The 20,039-nt window shown below is 33.3% G+C and carries 15 protein-coding genes; 12 read left to right on the forward strand and 3 right to left on the reverse strand.

Annotated elements, in window-relative coordinates; translation table 11 throughout:
* Positions 1–147: 147 nt before the first annotated feature.
* Positions 148–3,042: a CehA/McbA family metallohydrolase gene (locus PW5551_RS05175; protein WP_113074733.1), complete on the reverse strand. Its 2,895-nt coding sequence runs from the start codon at positions 3,040–3,042 to the stop codon at positions 148–150.
* A 350-nt stretch (positions 3,043–3,392) separates the two neighbouring features.
* Positions 3,393–3,521 (reverse strand): transposase, encoded by a 129-nt coding sequence (locus PW5551_RS10500; RefSeq protein ID WP_146738330.1) that lies wholly within the window; start codon positions 3,519–3,521, stop codon positions 3,393–3,395.
* A gap of 331 nt (positions 3,522–3,852) precedes the next feature.
* Between PW5551_RS10500 and PW5551_RS05185 the strand changes: the two genes are divergently transcribed.
* The 7 genes from PW5551_RS05185 (at position 3,853) to PW5551_RS05215 (ending at position 14,470) form a co-directional block, all read left to right on the forward strand.
* The gene (locus tag PW5551_RS05185) at positions 3,853–4,878 is read left to right on the forward strand and encodes a LacI family DNA-binding transcriptional regulator (RefSeq protein WP_113074735.1); all 1,026 of its coding nucleotides are present in this window, start codon (positions 3,853–3,855) and stop codon (positions 4,876–4,878) included.
* A gap of 70 nt (positions 4,879–4,948) precedes the next feature.
* Positions 4,949–7,309 (forward strand): GH36-type glycosyl hydrolase domain-containing protein, encoded by a 2,361-nt coding sequence (locus PW5551_RS05190; protein WP_113074736.1) that lies wholly within the window; start codon positions 4,949–4,951, stop codon positions 7,307–7,309.
* A gap of 85 nt (positions 7,310–7,394) precedes the next feature.
* Positions 7,395–10,418: a glucoamylase family protein gene (locus tag PW5551_RS05195; RefSeq protein ID WP_113074737.1), complete on the forward strand. Its 3,024-nt coding sequence runs from the start codon at positions 7,395–7,397 to the stop codon at positions 10,416–10,418.
* Positions 10,419–10,535: 117 nt separating this feature from the next.
* Positions 10,536–11,735 (forward strand): sugar ABC transporter substrate-binding protein, encoded by a 1,200-nt coding sequence (locus PW5551_RS05200; protein ID WP_158526143.1) that lies wholly within the window; start codon positions 10,536–10,538, stop codon positions 11,733–11,735.
* Between the two features lie 67 nt (positions 11,736–11,802).
* Positions 11,803–12,678 (forward strand): carbohydrate ABC transporter permease, encoded by an 876-nt coding sequence (locus PW5551_RS05205; protein ID WP_113074739.1) that lies wholly within the window; start codon positions 11,803–11,805, stop codon positions 12,676–12,678.
* A gap of 24 nt (positions 12,679–12,702) precedes the next feature.
* The gene (locus PW5551_RS05210) at positions 12,703–13,536 is read left to right on the forward strand and encodes a carbohydrate ABC transporter permease (protein ID WP_113074740.1); all 834 of its coding nucleotides are present in this window, start codon (positions 12,703–12,705) and stop codon (positions 13,534–13,536) included.
* An 85-nt stretch (positions 13,537–13,621) separates the two neighbouring features.
* Positions 13,622–14,470 carry an esterase family protein gene (locus tag PW5551_RS05215; RefSeq protein WP_113074741.1) on the forward strand — a complete coding sequence of 283 codons (849 nt, stop codon included), beginning with the start codon at positions 13,622–13,624 and terminating at the stop codon, positions 14,468–14,470.
* 29 nt (positions 14,471–14,499) lie between these two features.
* Here the strand turns inward: PW5551_RS05215 and PW5551_RS05220 are convergent, their stop codons facing one another.
* The gene (locus tag PW5551_RS05220) at positions 14,500–14,775 is read right to left on the reverse strand and encodes a co-chaperone YbbN (protein WP_113074742.1); all 276 of its coding nucleotides are present in this window, start codon (positions 14,773–14,775) and stop codon (positions 14,500–14,502) included.
* Between the two features lie 126 nt (positions 14,776–14,901).
* Here PW5551_RS05220 and wrbA point away from each other — a divergent pair, with 126 nt between their 5' ends.
* The 5 genes from wrbA (at position 14,902) to PW5551_RS05245 (ending at position 19,894) form a co-directional block, all read left to right on the forward strand.
* The gene (wrbA, locus tag PW5551_RS05225) at positions 14,902–15,516 is read left to right on the forward strand and encodes an NAD(P)H:quinone oxidoreductase (protein WP_113074743.1); all 615 of its coding nucleotides are present in this window, start codon (positions 14,902–14,904) and stop codon (positions 15,514–15,516) included.
* A 142-nt stretch (positions 15,517–15,658) separates the two neighbouring features.
* Complete coding sequence (locus PW5551_RS05230) at positions 15,659–16,318, forward strand: winged helix-turn-helix transcriptional regulator (protein WP_113074744.1); 660 nt, start codon at positions 15,659–15,661, stop codon at positions 16,316–16,318.
* Entirely contained in the window at positions 16,308–17,474 is a 1,167-nt protein-coding gene (locus PW5551_RS05235) for a DegT/DnrJ/EryC1/StrS aminotransferase family protein (protein ID WP_113074745.1), read from the forward strand. The genes PW5551_RS05230 and PW5551_RS05235 overlap by 11 nt, the downstream gene beginning before the upstream one ends.
* 15 nt (positions 17,475–17,489) lie before the next feature.
* Positions 17,490–18,797 (forward strand): nucleotide sugar dehydrogenase, encoded by a 1,308-nt coding sequence (locus PW5551_RS05240; RefSeq protein ID WP_113074746.1) that lies wholly within the window; start codon positions 17,490–17,492, stop codon positions 18,795–18,797.
* A 29-nt stretch (positions 18,798–18,826) separates the two neighbouring features.
* The gene (locus PW5551_RS05245) at positions 18,827–19,894 is read left to right on the forward strand and encodes a Gfo/Idh/MocA family protein (protein ID WP_113074747.1); all 1,068 of its coding nucleotides are present in this window, start codon (positions 18,827–18,829) and stop codon (positions 19,892–19,894) included.
* Positions 19,895–20,039 lie beyond the last annotated feature (145 nt).

A 20,039-nucleotide genomic window follows, 5' to 3' on the forward strand; every position in this document is an offset into this window, starting at 1 on the left:
GGAGTAATTTCATCGTCTTGTTCTCCACCGTTAGTATCTTCTTCAGAGGATAAAGGTACACATCCAACAATAAGTAACATAGAAATTGTTAAAACTACTACCCATAAAAATTTTTTCACATCTACCACCTCCAGTAATTTAGTAAATTTATTCTATCTTTACTATTTCTGCAGTGTTTCTTACTCTTAACCTTGGACCCTGAGGATCCTTAGAAGCAATTCCAATTGCGCTTACAGTATCTCCAATTTCAATAGAAGGATCCCATTTACCCAACATTTCTTCGTTTCCGGTGCCATCACCAATGTAACCTTCCACATAAACTCTTGCTTCACCTGTTCCGTCGTTTAAATACAAGGAGCTTTCGGTCATTCCTGTTACTGTTCCTTCCACTTTGATAAGCCAACCTTGATATTCATCTTTCATACTATCTCCTGTGCTTATTTCTAAAGGAGGAACTTCTGCGGGATTCTCATCTATAATTATAATGTCTTTATTTTCATCTTCGATCTGTACTTCAAACTCTCCCAAATAATGATCTACAGTGCCTATTACTCTTATTTTTACACCGAGCTCCAAAGGAATTTGTGAAACCCCAAAAACACATATGCCTCCAGTTTCATCTTGAGCATATATAACATCAAAGAAAGCATTATCTGAAGGATTATCTATTGCGGGAGAATAAGTAGTTGTCCTTCCTTCTATCATAACTTTTTCTCCTAAAAGATCTGGTATTCCATTGTTATCTTCATCTTTTCTTACTTCAGATATATCCATCAAGTCAATTGTCATCCAATTTATAATATTTTCAGTAATCAATTTATTTGAGTAAAAATCTGCAGATTGTCCAGCTGTTTCAAAATCTGAAAAGAATATAGAACCTGCTACAACAATCTTTGCACCACTTTCTAGCTCTTCAGCTGCTAAAACATAAACTTCTCCTTGATCAACAGGAGTATTATCTCCTTTATTGTCTGCATCCGAAGTTTCAGTAGTATCATGACCTTTTACTAACCAATCAACATTTTCATCACTTTCCCCCTCAAGTATAACCGAGCAACCACTGTAGAAACTATAAGTTTTTTCTTCTGGAATATTATTTGTCAGATAGTATTTGGAAGATACATAGTCATCAAAATACAAGCGCCACGGTTGCCCACCATTATTGTCATAATCAACAACTTGATCGTCGTTAATTCTCAAGCTTGATCCTATTGTCTCTAATATATTGTTTATTTGTGTAGAAGTTTGGAATTCGCCTTCTCCGTCTTTATAATCCGCCCTTCCAGCAACGATTAAGTTACCACCTTCTTCAGTATATCTTGCAATTGCTTCTAATTCATCCTGGGCAAAGACGCTTCGATTGTCTCCTAAACGGTCAGGACCTGTTATAATCAATACGTCAGTATTTTTTAGTAAATTGTCAGATATTCTTTCTTCATTTACAATAAAAATATATCCTTCCTCTTCGATCATTTGTTGTAAAGCGGAGTAATTATCATCATAATAGCCACTTACATAATCATTAAAATGTGAAGCATCTAAAATGATTTTTGTAGCATTTTCTTCATCTCTAAAGCTTACTGTTACCTCTTCAGTAAACTCTCGAGGGATTCCATCTATCATTATTTCTGATCGTGCATAAATAGTATAATCACCTTCAATGCTCGAAGACCATTCAAAGGAAACTTCTCCGATACCTGCTGATTCAATAATATTTATAGTTTTCTCACCAATTTTATTTTCAGGGCTTATTTGATCTTTGTAAAATTCAACAACAACGTTTTCAAAATCTTGTAGAGTATTATTATATAATGTTGCCTTTATTTCAACATTTTCTCCAATGATTTGTATTCTTCGAGAAACTTCCAATTTAGAGAATCCAGCGCGAACAACTTCTCCTGCCCATACAGGTGCAGTTACTGCAATATCCCCATCTTCTTGCTCAATTCTTACATAATAATAATCATATAATGGCTTTAACTCTAAATTCCATAAGATTTCGTTAGAATCAAAAGATTTACTTTCAACTTCTATGCCTCCATTAGCAATCAAACTGACTTTTGTTATACTATCTGATTCATCAGGATCAACTGCTGAAATGTGTATTCTTAAATTTTGTGGATTTTCTAATATGCTTCCCATTATTTCATCATTTACTATGTATGTGATCTCAAGATTTTTATCTTCAGTTGCATAAACTCTATAATTTCGTATTGCGTCATAGATACTTTCTCTAGATAATTCAGGGGCCAAAACTACAGTTCTTGCATCATTGGCAGTACCCCACTCTCTTCGATGGTTATCTTGATTATTAGAGGGAGCAACATGCCAACCTTTATCTAATGCGCGAGTATAATACTCATAACTTCGAAAATAACCAGGCCCACCAACTGGACCTTCACCATTACCTACTTCTATTAAATGAATTACGTTATCAAATTCTGGCTTATAATAGCTAAAATCATTAAAATCACCAAAAGTTTCTCCTGGATGATTCCATTGAGAAATAGAATCAGGAGATTGTGCCAAAAGTTCATAATATGTTAAAAGATCCATTTCTGGTACATCACGAGATGCAAACCATGGAGTGTTAAATGTATTAATATGTCCCCACCCACCTGTACTACCACTCCAGGTCATTTCAAATCCGGCTATAGCGACGAATCTTCCGTCTTCATTGAATTCATCAGCGACAGCATTTAATCTTTTCCATTTTTCACTTGTAGAATCTTCAACATCAGTAATTGTTTCATTATATCTATCTGTATCATTGTCAAACCAATTTGAGTGATCTGTAACAGCAAAAAAATCAAGGTTTGCCATATCTCTTGCCCATTCGTAAGCTTCTTCAGGAGTTCCTTGCCCATCAGAAAGGTTAGTATGACTATGTAGTTGGCCAAAATAAAAATTATAACTTAGAATATCGTTATAATCATCTTTTGAATCAGAACCATTAGTAAATAACAAGCATCCACTTAATACAAAAGAAACTAAAGCAATGCTAATAAAGAAGATACTTTTTTTAAGATGTTTTCCTTTCAATTAATACACCTCCAAATATTTTTTAATTTACTAACTTTAGAAATTCCAAAACTTAAGTTTGGCCCATCTTTTAGCTTTAAATTTATTCAAAAACACCTCCTTTCTAATCCTCAATAATTCTTAATTTTATTAGCCTTTTCGATACTTTGGAATTAAACCAATATAGTAGACATAAAAAAGTATGTTTCGTCATTCCCTTTATAAGAATGGGTGAATGCGACTGTTTTATGTTGCAGACGGAATAGTTTAACGTTTTTTAAATTCAAATGCTCATTTTCTGAAAATTACCATTTCTAAAGTCCCTATTTGTGTATGTCCCATCTTAATACATAACACTGTATCTTTATTTTTTATTTTCTTTCTTGCCATTTCTTGACATCTTCTAAAACTACATTCGTTAAGTTGCTTATGCTTCCAGCTGAATATTTGTCCCCATACATCCTTTCTATGAAACTACTTTTCTCAACCCTTACATACACAAAATATTTTACAACATCGTTGAAAATAATGTCAAATATGATTAGAAACCATTAGTACCATTTAAGTGAAAATAATTCTTATTAACTCACAAAATTTAAATTTTTCTATTAAATTAGCTGTAAATGGTAAAATAACAACAATTTTTCTTTATATTATAAAGTAAAAATCTCAATTTTTAAGATTTTTGCTTTTATTCATCCTTAATTCTTTTTAATTTTTCTTAATCTCCCCTTATCGTCCATAATCAAACTTTTATTTTTCGATTAAAAGAGTTATTATATAAGTAGTTAAACGGTTAAGTGATTATAACAAAAATGGAGAGATAGACCTATGCCACCTAAGAAGAATAAAAACTCAAGATTGACTATAGAAGATATTGCAAATATTGCCAACGTATCTAAGGCAACTATCTCCTATGTAATTAATGAAAAACCAGGGGTAAGTAAAGAAGTAAGACAAAAAGTAAAAAAGATAATCGAAGAATATAACTATGTTCCAAATTCTGCTGCAAGAGGGTTAGCAGGAGAAAAAACGCACTTCATTGGACTGGTTATACCAGACATTTCAGACATTTTCTATGCGAATATAATTAGAGGTGTTGAAAAAACATCAAATAAATTAGGATTCTTTCTAAATCTATTAACAACTCATGCACAAGCTGAAAGAGAGCAGCAAGTTATTAAACTATTCAATAAAAGTATGGTTGATGGTTTAATAGTAATGGCATATTACTTAAAAGATCAATACATCGATATATTAACCGAAAGTGGAATTCCTTTTGTTTTTATAGATTATCCTCCAAAAAATGAAGAAATTTATTCTGTATTAGTTGATAATGAGTCCGGGGCTTTTGAAGCTACTGAGTATCTCATTTTTTTAGGGCATAAAAAGATAGCTTTCTTAGAAGGTTCAAAAGTAGCATGGGATTCAAAAGCAAGATTTGAAGGTTATCTAAAAGCATTAAAAGCTCATTCATTAGAATTCAATCCAAATTTAGTTGAAAATGGTAACTTTACCAAAGAAGAAGGTTATTTAGCAACAAAGAGGTTGCTTATTAAAAAAGAAAAGTTCACAGCAATATTTTCTGCTAACGATCAAATGGCTATTGGAGCTATAAGAGCTTTAAAAGAAGCAGGTTTAAAAGTTCCAGATGATATTTCAATAGTTGGTTTTGATAATATAGAGGCAAGCTCTATAATCGAACCACCTTTAACAACAGTAAGTCAACCTATTTATGAAATGGGGAAAAAGGCAGTGGATGTATTAGTGAAATTAATAAATAAAGAGGAAGTAAGAGAGAAAAAAATCATGCTCAAAACGAAATTAATAGAGAGGCATTCTTGCAGAAAATTATAAAATTTTTTATGGCAATATACTTAACCGATTAAGTATTTATAAACAAGCAAATAAGAGGGAGGTCATAACAATGTTTGAGACAAAGTATGGATATTTTTCACAAGGCGGAAAAGAATACATAATAAAAACTCCTGAAACTCCAAGACCATGGATAAATGTTATTTCCAACGGAGACTATGGAATGGTTATTTCTCAGAGTGGATCTGGTTATAGTTGGAGAACTCATGCGAGTCTAAACAGAATAACTAGATGGGAACAAGATTTAATTAAAGATGAATGGGGAAAATATATTTACATAAAAGATAATGAAAATGGCGAATTTTGGTCTCCTTCTTGGAAACCTGTATGTAAAAACCCTCAAGAATTTAAAGTTAGACATGGGCAAGGATATTCAATATTTGAGACCAAATATTTTAATATCAAAACTGAATTAACGATGTTCGTTGCAAAAGAAGATCCTGTAGAAATTTGGAAATTAAAGGTAAAAAATCTTTCTAATAGAAGAAGAAAACTTTCACTATTCACCTATTTTGAATGGTGTTTGGGAGCTGCACCAGATTGGCATAGAGAATTTCATAAAACGTTTATAGAAACTTCTTTAAATGAAAAACTAAATTGTATTTTAGCAAAAAAAAGAATGTGGGAAATTCCAAATGAGAAAGGTCAAAACTGGAATAAAGAATGGGAGTACCTTGCTTTTCATTCTGTTAATGAAAATATTAGCGGGGCAGAAGGATCAAAAGAACAATTTTTAGGCATGTACAACAATATATCAAATCCAAAAGCTGTAATAACAGGTAATATATCCGGGGTCTTTGGAAAATGGGAAGATTCTATTGCTAGCTTAAAGAACGATATTTCTTTAGAACCAGGTGAAGAAAAAACCTTGGTATATTTATTAGGAGCTTTGAAAAAAGGAGGCGAAGATAAAAATCTTGAAAAAATCATTGAAAAATATAGTGATTTAAAGAATGTTGACGAAGAATTAAACAGAGTCAATCAAATGTGGGAGGAAATGCTTTCTACTTTTCAAGTTGAAACTGCCGATAAAGGTTTTGATTTTTTAATAAATAGATGGCTTAAGTATCAAGCAATATCAGGCAGACTGTGGGGAAGAACAGCTTATTATCAAACTGGTGGAGCGTTTGGGTTCAGAGATCAACTACAAGATAGTCAAATATTTTTATACATTGATCCTGAGAAAACAAAAAATCAAATAAAACTTCACGCGCGACATCAATTTAATGATGGAAGTGTACTCCATTGGTGGCATCCTATATCCGAAATAGGTCACAAAAATAATATATCAGATAACAGACTTTGGCTTGCTTATATTACTATAAAGTATTTGAAAGAAACTAACGATTATGAATTTTTGAATGAAAAGATACCTTATTTAGATGGAGGAGAAGGGGGCTTATACGAACATTGTGTCAAAGCTATTAATTATAATTTAAACAAATTAAGCGATAGAGGGTTACCTCTAATTGGTGATGGAGATTGGAACGATGGTATGAACGCGGTTGGTACACAGGGGAAAGGAGAGAGTATTTGGCTTGGACACTTTTTATACGGTGTTTTAATAGATTTTTCAAAAGTGTGTGAAAAAATGAAAGATAAGGTAAATAAGAATAAATTTTTAACTGAAGCAAAACAATTAAAGGAAAATATAAATAAATATGGATGGGATGGAGAATGGTATATAAGAGCTTTTAAAGACAATAGTGAGCCTGTTGGAAGTAAAATGTGTGAAGAAGGAAAAATATTCTTAAATGCTCAAATTTGGGCTATTATAAACGAGACAGCTACAGAAGAAAGAAAAACACTTGCTTATCAATCTGCTAAAAAATATCTTTTTAAAGATTATGGTCCACTTCTTTTCTATCCAGCCTATAAAACACCGGATTCCAATGTTGGTTATTTAAGCAGGTACGCTCCAGGAGTTAGGGAAAATGGTGGATTATACACTCATGCTGGTACTTGGGCTATCTTAGCTGCATCTAAGATGAAAGATCCTGATACTTACAAAATATACAAGAGTTTTATGCCTGTTTATAGGGGTCTAGAACCAGATAAGTATCTTGTAGAACCTTATGTAACTCCAGGGAATGTGGATGGATCTGACTCTCCATACTTTGGAAGAGGTGGATGGACTTGGTATTCCGGATCTGCTGCATGGTATTTTATTGTAGGAGTTGAAGGAATTTTAGGTCTAAAACCTGATTGGAATGGTTTAATAATAGAGCCACTTTTACCAGAAGAATGGAAAGAAGTTCAAGTCAAAAGACATTTTAGAGGAAAAGTTTTAAACATTTCCTACAAAAAAAACAGTGAGAAAAAGATACTTGTAAATGGAAAAAAGTTAGAAGGTAACGTTTTAAATCCAGAGAATTTTAAAGAAAATATTTTAAACGTGGAAGTTTATTTTTAGTCAAACTCACCTTTTATCAACATGTATACGGATTTTGGAATTTCTAAAGTGAGTAAAAAAAATAACAAAGAGGAGGTAAGAAAGTATGAAAAAAGTAACGTATTTACTGATGGCTGTAGTACTACTTTTTAGTTTATCTGTTTTTTCACAGTCCCTTATTCACAGTTTTGAATATACTCATGATTTAAACAATGATAACTCAGGATCGACCTTTGAATTAAGCGGAAGATTTGTATATGAGGGTAAATACTCAGTAATCGTTGTGCCCTCTGGAGAATCAGCCGAAACAAAGATGGCTTTTGAATTATCTGGAGACAGATTGAACAATTGGTTAGGGAACGACACTTTAAGGTTAGCAGTTTATACCAAACCTGTCACAACTTTGAAACCTAATAAATTCTTTTTAGGCATGGCAGATGTTACAGAAGGTTGGAAATGGGTAGATGGAGTATTTTCTGAAACAGAACCAAAAGATGGATGGAATATTGTAGAATACAAACTCACTGACAAGATGAAGGATGTAATGCCAGATGGAAAATACATGCTTTATTTCTCTTTTATGCATACTCAAGGAGTAACAAATATTCCTTTGAAAGATCCTTTTTACGTAGACAATTTAATAGCTTTAAACTCAGAAGAACCTGAAATCGAAAGAATATATATTTGGTCTATGGATAGTGAAGAAGAGATAGGAACTTTTGGTAATGATAATACAGGAGCAAAATTTGAATTAGTAAAAGATTTAGCCGCCGAAGGTTTATACGCAATGAAAGTAATTCCTGATGGTGAAGCAATCGAAGCAAAAATTGCTATTGAACTATCTGGTGAGAAAGTACCACTTTGGATGGGTAGAAACGAAGTAACAATGAACGTTTATATTCCAAAAGAAAATAAAATTAAACCTACTATGTATTTCTTAGGTATGGCAGATGTTACTTCTGGATGGGAATGGGTTGGAGGAGTATTTTCCGATACTCAAGTAAACCCGGGATGGAACAAAGTAGAGTTTGAAATTGCAGGTAACATGAGCAATTTGGTGGAAGGAAATAAATACATGATTTATCTCGCATTTGGTGGTTTTGATGAAGATAATGTTAAAACGCCTTTATACGAACCTTTTTATGTAGATGGAATATTTGTCGAAAAATCAAGCAAGCCCACAGTAGAAGAAGTATTAGCGATGGTTCCAACAAGCGTCAAAGAAGAAGTGCAGAATCTTTTAGAATTAGAAGACGAGCCTTTATTAGAGGAAATACAAAAAAGAGCTTTCTTATATTTCTGGAATGAAGCAAACCCAACAAATGGTTTAATTAAAGATAGAAGTACAAAAGATTCTCCTTCAAGTATAGCGGCAGTTGGTATGGGACTTTCTGCTATTCCTGTTGGAATTGAAAGAGGTTGGGTTAGCTATGAAGAAGGATACGAAAGAGTTTTAACAACTTTAACAACTTTTGTCAATGGAGAAGTTGAAGGAATGAATGGTTTCTTCTATCATTTTGTTGATATGAACACAGGTAAAAGAGCCTTGAATAGTGAGATTTCCTCAATTGATACCGCGATTTTAGTAAGCGGAGCGTTAACAGCAGGAGCGTATTTTAAAGATACGCAAGTCGAAGAACTTGCCAATACTTTATACGAAAATGTTAATTGGCAATGGATGCTAGATGGTGGAGATACTTTATCAATGGGATACAAACCCGAAGCAGGATTCTTAGGCGCAAGATGGGATTCATTTAACGAAGGATTGTTAGCTTATGTATTAGCTATAGGTTCTCCAACATATCCAATATCACCTGACTCTTGGGACAAAATATTTAGACCTGTTAAAAATGATACATACATATATTTGCCACAAGAAACTCTATTCGTGTATCAATATCCAAATATTTGGATAGACTTTAGAGATAAAGAAGATAAATATGCAAATTATTTCAACAATGCAGAAGCTGCTACTAGATTTAATTGGTTGTTTGCAGTGCAAAATAGATTCAAATACGAAACATATGATATGGATATTTGGGGACTTTCTGCAAGTGATGGCCCAACTGGATACAAGGCTTATGGTGCTGTTGAAGGTAACCATGATGGAACTGTAGCCCCATACGCATCGATATCTTCGGTACCGTTTACTTATGATCTTTCAATGAACTCTATCAGAGGTATGTTGAGTAAATACGGGCCTTTGGTATGGGGAGAATATGGATTCTATAGTGCGTTCAATGTTGATGAAGTTTGGTTCTCAGATCAATACATAGGAATAGATCAAGGAGATATTATTTTAATGATCGAAAACTATAGAACAGGAATGATTTGGGATTTGTTTATGAGTAACGAACATATTCAGGATGCCTTAAACAAAATTGGATTTGTTGATAAAGTTTCGGATTACTCCGTAACGCCATGGTATGTCGAGGAATACCAAAGGCTTCTAACAAGTTCTGAAGAAAAGTTAGCTTTAGCCCCAAGGCTAAAACAGAGTATTAACATAGATGGAGACTTATCTGAATGGAAAGATGTTCCAAGATATGCTGTAACTGAAGACATGAATGTCCCCTCTGGAGGAATAATTCCTGTAGATAAAAGATCACAAGTTCTCCATAGTTATTTCCAAGCAACCTGGGACGATGAAAATTTATACTTAGCAGCAGACGTTTACGATGAGTTTGTTGTCATAAACATAGCTCCCCAGGACATTGGAGGATATTATAGAACTGATTCTATAGAATTTTATATAAATCCAAATGTAGCAGGCTCTAATGCGGGAATATTCAAATTGGCAGTACTTCCATTTGACACAGAAGGAAATGTACAAGCAGTAAGACACGAAGACGCAAATCCAGGGTCTTTATCAAAAACTGCTCCAAAAGTTCAATTGGCTTCTTTGAGAACAGATCACGGATACAGTATAGAGGTAAAAATCCCATTTGAATATCTTGGATTGTCACCTCAGGAAGGTGTACAAATTGGTTTCAGTCACACAGTCCATAATTCCAATAAACAAGATGCACAAATTGGCGCATATGTAAGACAAAACATAATTTCATGGAATCCTGTGCCAGATATTTGGGCAAATCCGCAAAATTGGGGTATGCTGGAATTAACTGAGTAAATATGAACTTTAGAAATGAGAATTTTTAAAAATAAGCGGTTGAATTTAAAATGGGTTCAAGTACGGTCTTAGAATTTCTAAAGTGAGTAAATGAGGAAAAATAGGAGGTGTAATATTATGAAAAGATTGATAGGTATTTTAAGCATTTTTTTGATTTTAGTAGCATCAGCTTTTGGTGCAACGAAAATCACTGTATGGGCAATGGGTGAAGAAGCAAAGAGCCTTGATCAGTTAGCAAAATTGTTTATGGAAGAATATCCTGAATACGAAGTCGATGTTCAAGCTATTCCCTGGGCGAATGCCTACGATAAGATTTTAACAGGTATTGCCGGTAGGCAAGTTCCAGATGTAGCTCAAATGGGAACTACTTGGATGGCACCTTTTGGCAGTATGGGAGCCTTCGAAGATTTAACCCCATACATTCAAAAATCTGAAATAGTAAATCCTGAAAACTTCTTTGAAGGTGCTTGGCAAACTGGTACAGTAAATGAGAGACAACTCGGCATTCCCTGGTATGTGGATACGCGAGCACTTTATTATCGAACTGATTTATTAGCTGAAGTTGGATACGATCATGCTCCTCAAAACTGGGACGAATTGTACGATGCTGCAAAAAAATTGGCTGAAAAAGGCAGATATGGCGTAACCCTTTATCAACCTCAAGACAATTATCAAGTATTAATGCCTTTTGTTTGGCAAAACGGTGGAGATATTATTGATAGCAATGGAAAAGTAATTGTAGATCAACCTGAATTCGTTGAAGCTTTTGCATATTATACAAGATTCTTTACAGAAAAACTTGCTCCAATAGGGGGCGGCGGAAACTTATTCCAAGATTTTGCTTCTGGTGATACGCCAATGTTTTTCTCTGGTCCATGGATGGTTACTATGCTAAGAGAGCAAGTACCCCAGATCGAAGGCAAATGGGATGTTGCCTTGACGCCTCAAAAGAAAACAATGACGTCTTTCATGGGTGGAAGTGATTTAGTAATATTCAGAGATTCAAAAAATAAAGAAGTTGCTTGGAAATTCATAGAATTTCTTTCAAGACCAGACATCCAAGTAAAATGGTATCAAATAGTCAGTGCATTACCTTCTGTTCAGGCTGCCTGGGAGGACCCTGTATTACAACAAGATCCTATGATCAAAGTTTTTGGAGAACAACTAAACGATGCAAAGGCACCTGTAAATATACCCCAATTTCAAGAAATCTCCGTATCTATGGATAGAAGAGTTGAAGAGGCAATTTATGGTAGAAAAAGTCCAGAACAAGCAGCAAAAGATCTGAAAAATGACATTGAAAAAATCCTGAGATAAAAAACACGCCCCTCTTGCTAAAAAGTGGGAGGGGCTTTTTATAACAATTAGTTGAGGGAGTGATAAAATGAAAACTCCATTAAGAGCCATAGTCACATTTTTAGGTCCCCCTATCATTTTATTATTTATTTTTATGTTGATCCCCATATTTGTTTCTCTTTTTATAAGTTTTACTGATTTCGATGTTTATGCTATGTATGACTGGAGTAACGCTTCTTTTATAGGCTTACAAAACTATGGAGAGTTAATGCAAGATCCCCTTTTCTGGCGAGCTTTGCTAAATACATTGTATGCTTTAGTAGTCGCAATGCCTTTGACAGTGATACTTTCTTTAAGTTTTGCTGCATTAATAAATAGAGAAGGAACTTATTTAAAAAACTTTTTTAAAGTCAGTTTTTACCTTCCTTCAATAACAAACACGGTTGCTATTGCTATCGTGTGGGCTTGGATGTTGAACCCAGATTACGGATTAATCAACTGGTTTTTGGGTTTATTTGGTATTCAAGGCCCAAATTGGTTGGGAGATCCTGCATGGGCTATGCCATCTGTAATAATGCTTGTAGTTTGGAAAGCAGTGGGATACAATATAATTCTTTTTACAGCAGGATTACAAAATATTCCTGATTATTTGTATGAAGCAGCTGAATTAGATGGGGCTACAAGATTTCAACAATTTCTATACGTTACTGTTCCTTCCTTAAGACCGACAATATTTTTTGTAACGGTAATGACAGTTATAGGTTACTTACAATTATTTGAAGAACCTTATATGTTAACTGCAGGAGGTCCATTAAACTCTACTCTATCTATAGTTCTGTATTTATATAGACAGGGTTTTAGATTCTTTAAATTAGGTTACGCTTCTTCTATAGCGTTTGTTTTATTCTTAATGATATTTGCTCTTACTTTTATTCAAATGAGGGCAAGAAGAAACGAAGCTTAACCTAACTAACGAGGAGCTGATAATATGCGAAAAAGAAAAATCTCACCAATAGAGCAGACCGTAGTTCATGGGATACTTATTATTTGGTTGTTAGTTTCAGTCATTCCTTTTGTTTGGATGGTTTCAACATCATTCAAAGGACCAGGGGAAATATTCGTTTTTCCTCCAAAGTGGATACCTCGCTCTCCTACTTTTCAAAATTATATAGATTTATTTCAAAAAGTCAATTTTGGAAGGCCATTTTTAAACTCAGTCATAGTTTCTCTAACTACCACATTATTATCGGTTTTAGTTGCAACTATGGCAGGTTATGGTTTTGCCAAGTTTAATTTTAAAAACAAAAATGTTTTATTTTTAGTCATATTAGGAACAATAATGGTACCTGGTCAAATAACGATGATCCCGGTCTTTTTACTTCTAACCCAATTAAACTTATTAAATACATACTGGGGATTAATTTTACCAGCAATAGCAAATGCTTTTAACATATTTTTTATGAGACAATTCATAAGCGGCATTCCGGATGAATTGATAGAAGCAGCAAAAATGGATGGAGCACACGAAGGTTGGATATTTTTTAGAGTAATATTACCTCTAGCAAGACCGGCTATGGCAGCAATAACCATTTTTACTTTTACAGGTTCTTGGAACAATTTTTTATGGCCACTAATTATCGCCACAGACGAAAGTATGTATACTTTACCAGTTGCCATTTCAGTTTTAGGTGGGCAATACAGTGAAAACATTGCTATGCAGATGGCAGGATCTGTAATTGTAATTTTACCTTTGATAATAGTATTTCTGTTTACACAAAAATATTTTATAAAGGGAATAACTTTCACAGGATTAAAGGGATAATAACTCTTAGGACTGTGTTTAAAAGTTATTTTTAATAAATTCAAACCCAAAGAATATATAAATTAAGAATAAAGGGGGTATTTAAATGGCGAAAGAAAAGAGATTTTTTATTGTTTTTCTGATCCTTTCTTTAATAACTGTATCTCTATTTGCAGGTTCGGTAAAGTACGAGTTCTTCACTTCAAACATATTGGGAAGAGATGTAGGATATTCTGTGTACTTACCAGATGATTATAATTCATCGAATTTATATTATCCAATCATCTATATTTTACATGGTTCTGGTGGGAATCAGTATCAATGGGTTAATGAGGGGAAAATTGTCCAAATTGCCGACGAATTGATTAAAAATGGCGAACTACCTCCGAGTATAATAGTTATGCCAGCAACTGGGAACAACTGGTATGTAGACAGAAGAGAAAAGATAGAAAGTATGTTTTTTCAAGAGTTTATGCCATACATAGAAAATACCTATCGTGTTATTAAAAGTCGTGATGCAAGAGCTATAGGTGGGCAATCAATGGGAGGTTATGGAGCTTTGAGATATTCTATGTTACACCCGGAATTATTTTCAGTAGTAATTCTACTGAGCCCGGCAGTTTACGATCCTGTTCCACCTAAAAATTCTGCTGCGATAACTTCAGGGGTTTTTGGAGATCCTTTTGACCCAAACATTTGGAAATCTTTAAATTATCCTTCTCTTTTTATGAGTTACTTAATGAAAGGGATGCCTGTAGCAATGTATATAGCTTCTGGAGATGATGATGAACTATTCATTGAGGTACATGCCACACAATTGTATGCAAGTTTGAGAAATGCAGGACTACCAGCTGAACTTAGAATTGTTGACGGAGGCCATGATTGGGAAGTGTGGATTCCGACTATGAGAGAAGGATTGAAGTATGCTGGAAAATATCTAACTCAACCAAAATAATTGTAAAAGCTGCCGTGACGGCAGCTTTTTTATTTTTGATCTAATATAGTAAAATATCTATCCAAAAAATTTCTTATCTCATTTGTACCAAAATATTGGGCAAATCTTTTTACTTCTTTACCTTCTTCATCAAGAAAAATAATAGTTGGAACTGTGAAAACAAGAAATTGCCCAGCTTTCTCTTGATCTTCATTTACTTCAATAACTTCGTAAGTAATATTATACTCTTTAGAAATTTCTAGAAATTTTGGAAAAAATGCCTTACAAACAGAACAACTTTTATTTTTAAAATAAAGAGCTTTCATTTTTTTATCCTCCAAGATACTTTATAATAAAAACATTATTTTAAAATATTATACTATTAAAGTATTATTAATATATTACTGGTATAATAAATACGATAAAATTTATCATAATAAGGGAGGATTTTCATGGCTAAAGTTAATATTATTTTTTACAGTATGTATGGACATATTTATAAAATGGCTGAAGCTGAAGCCCAAGGAGCAAAAGAAGTTCCAGGAACAGAGGTTAAAATCTATAGAATCCCTGAAACTTTACCAGAAAATATTCTTGTTCAATCAGGTGCGAAAGACGCCCAAAAAATATTTTCTCATCTTCCAATAGCAACCTTAGATTCCCTAAAGGAAGCTGATGCGATTATTTTTGGTACTCCTACCAGGTTTGGAATGATGGCTGCTCAAATGAGACAGTTTTTGGATACAACAGGACCTCTTTGGGCTGGAGGAAGTTTAGTGGGGAAAATAGGTAGTGTATTCACTTCATCAAGTACTCAACACGGAGGTCAGGAATCAACGATCCTTAGCTTTCATACTACTCTTTTACATCATGGTATGATTATTGTTGGAGTGCCTTTTACCGAACCAAATTTAAGTGATTCTTCAAATATACACGGAGGTACTCCTTATGGAGCATCTGCTATAATTCCACAAGATGATGAGAATAGACCTAATAGCATAGAACTCGATATTGCAAGAAGCCAAGGCAAAAGAGTAGCTGAACTGGCAAAAAAGCTTTTCGGATGAAAATACAAAAAGCAAAAAAATAAAAATTGACGCTCATAAAGAGCGTCTTTTTTATTTATAATAACTTGACTTTTTAATAACTTCTTGTTATAATTTATTTGATTATTCACTTAGTGTATGAATAAAAATCAGAGGTGTTGTTATGCTTGATATTCAAAAATACACTTTTTTCAATCCTTCTCCGAATTTCAGAGAAATGATGATTTTAAATTTGATTTCTCAAGATAACGATATTTCCCAAGATTCAATGGCAAAAATCGTTGGTGTAGTACCTTCTATGATAAACAAGTATTTAAAAGACTTTGAAGAGAATGGATACCTTTTAAAAAGTGGGGAAAATAAAAGAAATATGAGTTATGAACTTACAGATGCTGGTAAAAAAAGACTTCAATTTTTGATAGTGAGTTTTGTTGATGAGGTTTCTGAACTTTATACAGAAACAAAGGATTCTTTTAAGAAGGTTTTTCAAACATTAAAAAAGGATAATATAAAAAACATTTTATTATATGGGGCAGGTGTCGTTGGAGGGATTGTACTCAAAGTTTTAAAGGATGAAAATATTAATATTGTTGGTTTTTTGGATGATTCATCTTTAAAACAGGGAGATAAACTTCAAGGGATTGATATTTATTCCCCCGAAAAAGCAAAAGAGCTAATTTACGATGCCCTTATAATAGCTTCTTTCAGAAAGTCAGAAAGTATTCTTCAAAAAGCTATTGAAAAAAATTTACAAAAGTTGTACGTTTTTAAGATAGATGATGAAGGGAATATTTCGCTGGAGGGGAGAAAAAATGAAAGATAGAATGAAGGTCCCTTTATTTGATTTGACAAGGCAATACGAAAATCTGAAAAAAGATGTGTTAAAAAAACTCGATGCGGTTTTTACCTCTGGAAACGTGGTAATGGGTAGTAATGTAAAGTCACTAGAAAAAGAGATTTCTAATTATCTGGGATCAAAATACGCTATTAGTGTTGCTAATGGTTCTGATGCGTTAAGATTATCTGTTAAAGCTCTGGATATTAAAAATGGTGATTATGTAATAACTACCCCTTACACCTTTTTTGCTACAGTAAGTGCCATAGTTCTAAATGATGCAAAACCTATATTCGTTGATATAGAGGAAAAATATTACAACATAGATTTAGACCAGGTAGAAGACGTTCTTAACAATCACCCAGAGAAAGAAAAGATCAAGGCTATTATTCCCGTTCACTTGTTTGGAAAAAGTGTTGATTTAGAAAGATTGGAAAAAATAAAGAAAAAGTATAATATAAAAATCATTGAAGACGCTGCTCAGTCGATAGGATCCGTCTGGCATTACTCTAATGGAGAAAAAAAATTAACAGGTACTGTTGGTAATTTTGGAATTTATTCTTTTTTTCCTACAAAAAACCTTGGTGGATACGGCGATGGCGGTATGGTAGTTACTAACGATGAATACTTAGCTGATAGAATTAGAAGATTAAGGGTACATGGCTCATCAAAAAAATATTTTCATGAAGAAGTTGGCTATAATTCTAGATTAGATGAAGTCCAAGCAGCAATACTTAGGATCAAACTCAAAAAATTAGATGAGTATATTGATAAAAGAATAAAAAAGGCAAAAAATTATGAGGAGTTGTTTCAAAGTCATGAATTAGATAAACACATTGATTTTCCAGCTTATTTTAATAATAGAACCCATGTTTACCATCAATATGTTATTACGTTAAAAGATCCAAAATATAGGGATAAATTAAAAAGTTATCTTAATGAATACGGGATTGGAACTTCGATATATTACCCACTTGGATTGCATCTTCAAAAGTGCTTTGCGGATTTAGGATATAAAGAAGGGGATTTCCCTGTTACAGAAAAAGCTTCTAAAAGTTCTCTTGCTTTGCCGATGTTTCCAGAGTTGACAAAAAAAGAGCAAGAGTACGTTGTTAAAGTTATTAAACAATTTTTCAAAAAGTAGGGGAGGAAAGAAAAGATGGCATTATTAGATAAAATCATAGATAAAACAGCAAAAATAGGGGTGATAGGCTTAGGTTATGTTGGTTTACCTCTTGCTGTAGAAAAAGCCAAGGCAGGTTATACGGTTTTAGGGTTTGATATTCAAAAAGAGAAGGTAGATAAAGTCAACAAAGGAATAAATTATATAGGTGATGTTGTTAATGAAGAACTAGAAGAATTTGTTAAAGATGGCTTTATTAGTGCAACAGATGATTACGATAGAATAGAAGAATGCGACTGTATTATGATTTGTGTACCTACACCTTTAAATAAATTCAAACAACCTGATCTAAGTTTTGTAGAAGATTCAACAAACGAGATAGCTAAAAGATTGAAACCCGAAAAACTAATAGTTTTAGAAAGTACTACCTACCCTGGAACAACAGAAGAAGTTATTCTTCCAATATTAGAATCTACTGGTTTAAAAGTTGGAAAAGATTTTTATTTGGCTTTTAGCCCCGAAAGAGTGGATCCGGGAAATTTAATATATAAAACTAAAAATACCCCAAAAGTTGTTGGTGGAGTTACAGAAAAATGTACACTTCATGCAAAATCTTTGTACGAAAGAGTTTTAAATGCTGGTGTTTTTACCGTTTCTTCTCCTAAAGAAGCAGAAATGTCAAAAATTTTGGAAAACACCTTCAGAATAGTCAACATAGGTCTTATTAACGAAATGGCAGTATTAGCAAGGAAAATGGGAATTAATATTTGGCAAGTAATCGATGCTGCTGCAACAAAACCTTTTGGATTTATGCCTTTTTATCCTGGACCTGGAGTGGGAGGACATTGTATCCCCATTGATCCATTTTATCTTACTTACAAGGCAAGAGAGTTCGATTATCATACAAGACTTATAGAATTAGCTGGAGAAATTAACGATTACATGCCTGAATATGTAATAGAAAGATTGATGGACATTTTAAACGAAAAGAAGAAATGCTTAAATGGTTCCAAAATTTTGATGCTGGGAGTAAGTTATAAAAACGATATAGATGATTTGAGAGAGTCACCCGCTTTAAAAGTATTAGAACTCCTAGAAAAGAAAGGGGCGCAAGTAAAGATTCACGATCCATACATTGAAGAATTTTCTCATAATGGTGGCATTTTCAAAACCTCTCCTTTAACAGAAGATTTAATAAAAGAATCAGATGCGGTTATAATTACTACTGCCCATAAAAAAGTAGATTACGATTTTGTAGCTAAAAATACAGATATAATTTTTGATACAAAAAACGCCACTAAAGATATTAGAAATAACTATCCAGATAAAATCCATTTATTATAATAGTAAATTAATTAGGTGGTGCATACATTATGTTAAAAACAGCAATAATTGGCTGCGGTAGAATTGCTCAAAAAAAACATTCTGAAGCTATAATAAGAAATTCAAATATAATTGAAAATATAGCAGTTTGCGATTTATTAAGAGAAAGAGCCTTAGAATTTGCAGATAAAATGGAAAAGGCTGACTTAAAAAAACCGGAAATATATGAAGATTATAAACAATTACTAAAGCGAAAAGACATAGATGCAGTAGTTATAGCAACAGAAAGCGGAAATCATTATGAAATAACTATGGAAGCTTTAAACAACAACAAGCATGTCTTAGTTGAAAAACCTATGGCTTTATCCACAAAACATATGAACGAAATGATAGAAGTTGCTGAAAATAAAGATTTAAAGTTAGGAGTGTGTTTTCAAAACAGATTTAATCCACCAATCCAAGAATTAAGAAAAAAAATAGAATCAAATGCTTTTGGTAGAATATTACACGGCCAAGCATCCATTAGATGGAATAGGAACCGTGATTATTATAAACAAGCCCAATGGCGAGGTACCTGGAAATATGATGGTGGAACCTTGATGAACCAATGCACTCACGATATAGATTTATTGTTATGGAATATGGGTTCAGAAATTGATGAAATATATGGTGTGATAAGGAATTTTACACATCCTTATATTCAAGCTGAAGATTTTGGTGGGGCTATAATAAAGTTTAAAAATGGGTCTGTTGGAATTATAGAAGGTTCTGCTACTATATATCCCAAAAATTTGGAAGAAACACTGTCTATTTTTGGAGAAAAAGGCACTGTAGTTATAGGTGGGCTTGCTGTAAATAAGATAAAACACTGGAGATTTGAAGGTGAAGACGCTCATCCTTATCAGAATCTCCCAGATCCAGATACTGTATACGGCAATGGCCATGTGCCTCTTTACAGAGATTTTTATAACGCAATATTAGAAAATAATCAACCTTATATCAACGGTCAAGAGGGTAAAAAAGCTGTAGAAGCAGTGTTTGGAATTTATAAATCTGCAAAAGAAGGTCTGCCTGTTAAATTTCCTATAGATTTTTCTACGTTGGAAATGGAAAATTAGATTTAATAAAATATAAAGTCCGAAGCTAATTTCTTATGTCCGAACTGCCCGATTTCAAGTAGACACGGTTTAATTCCCTTCCTCGAAGGGGTGGATGCAGCGTTTTATGCTGCAGACGGGGTAGTCANTTCTATTCCCCTTCCCC

Source organism: Petrotoga sp. 9PW.55.5.1, from assembly GCF_003265365.1.
Lineage (GTDB): Bacteria > Thermotogota > Thermotogae > Petrotogales > Petrotogaceae > Petrotoga.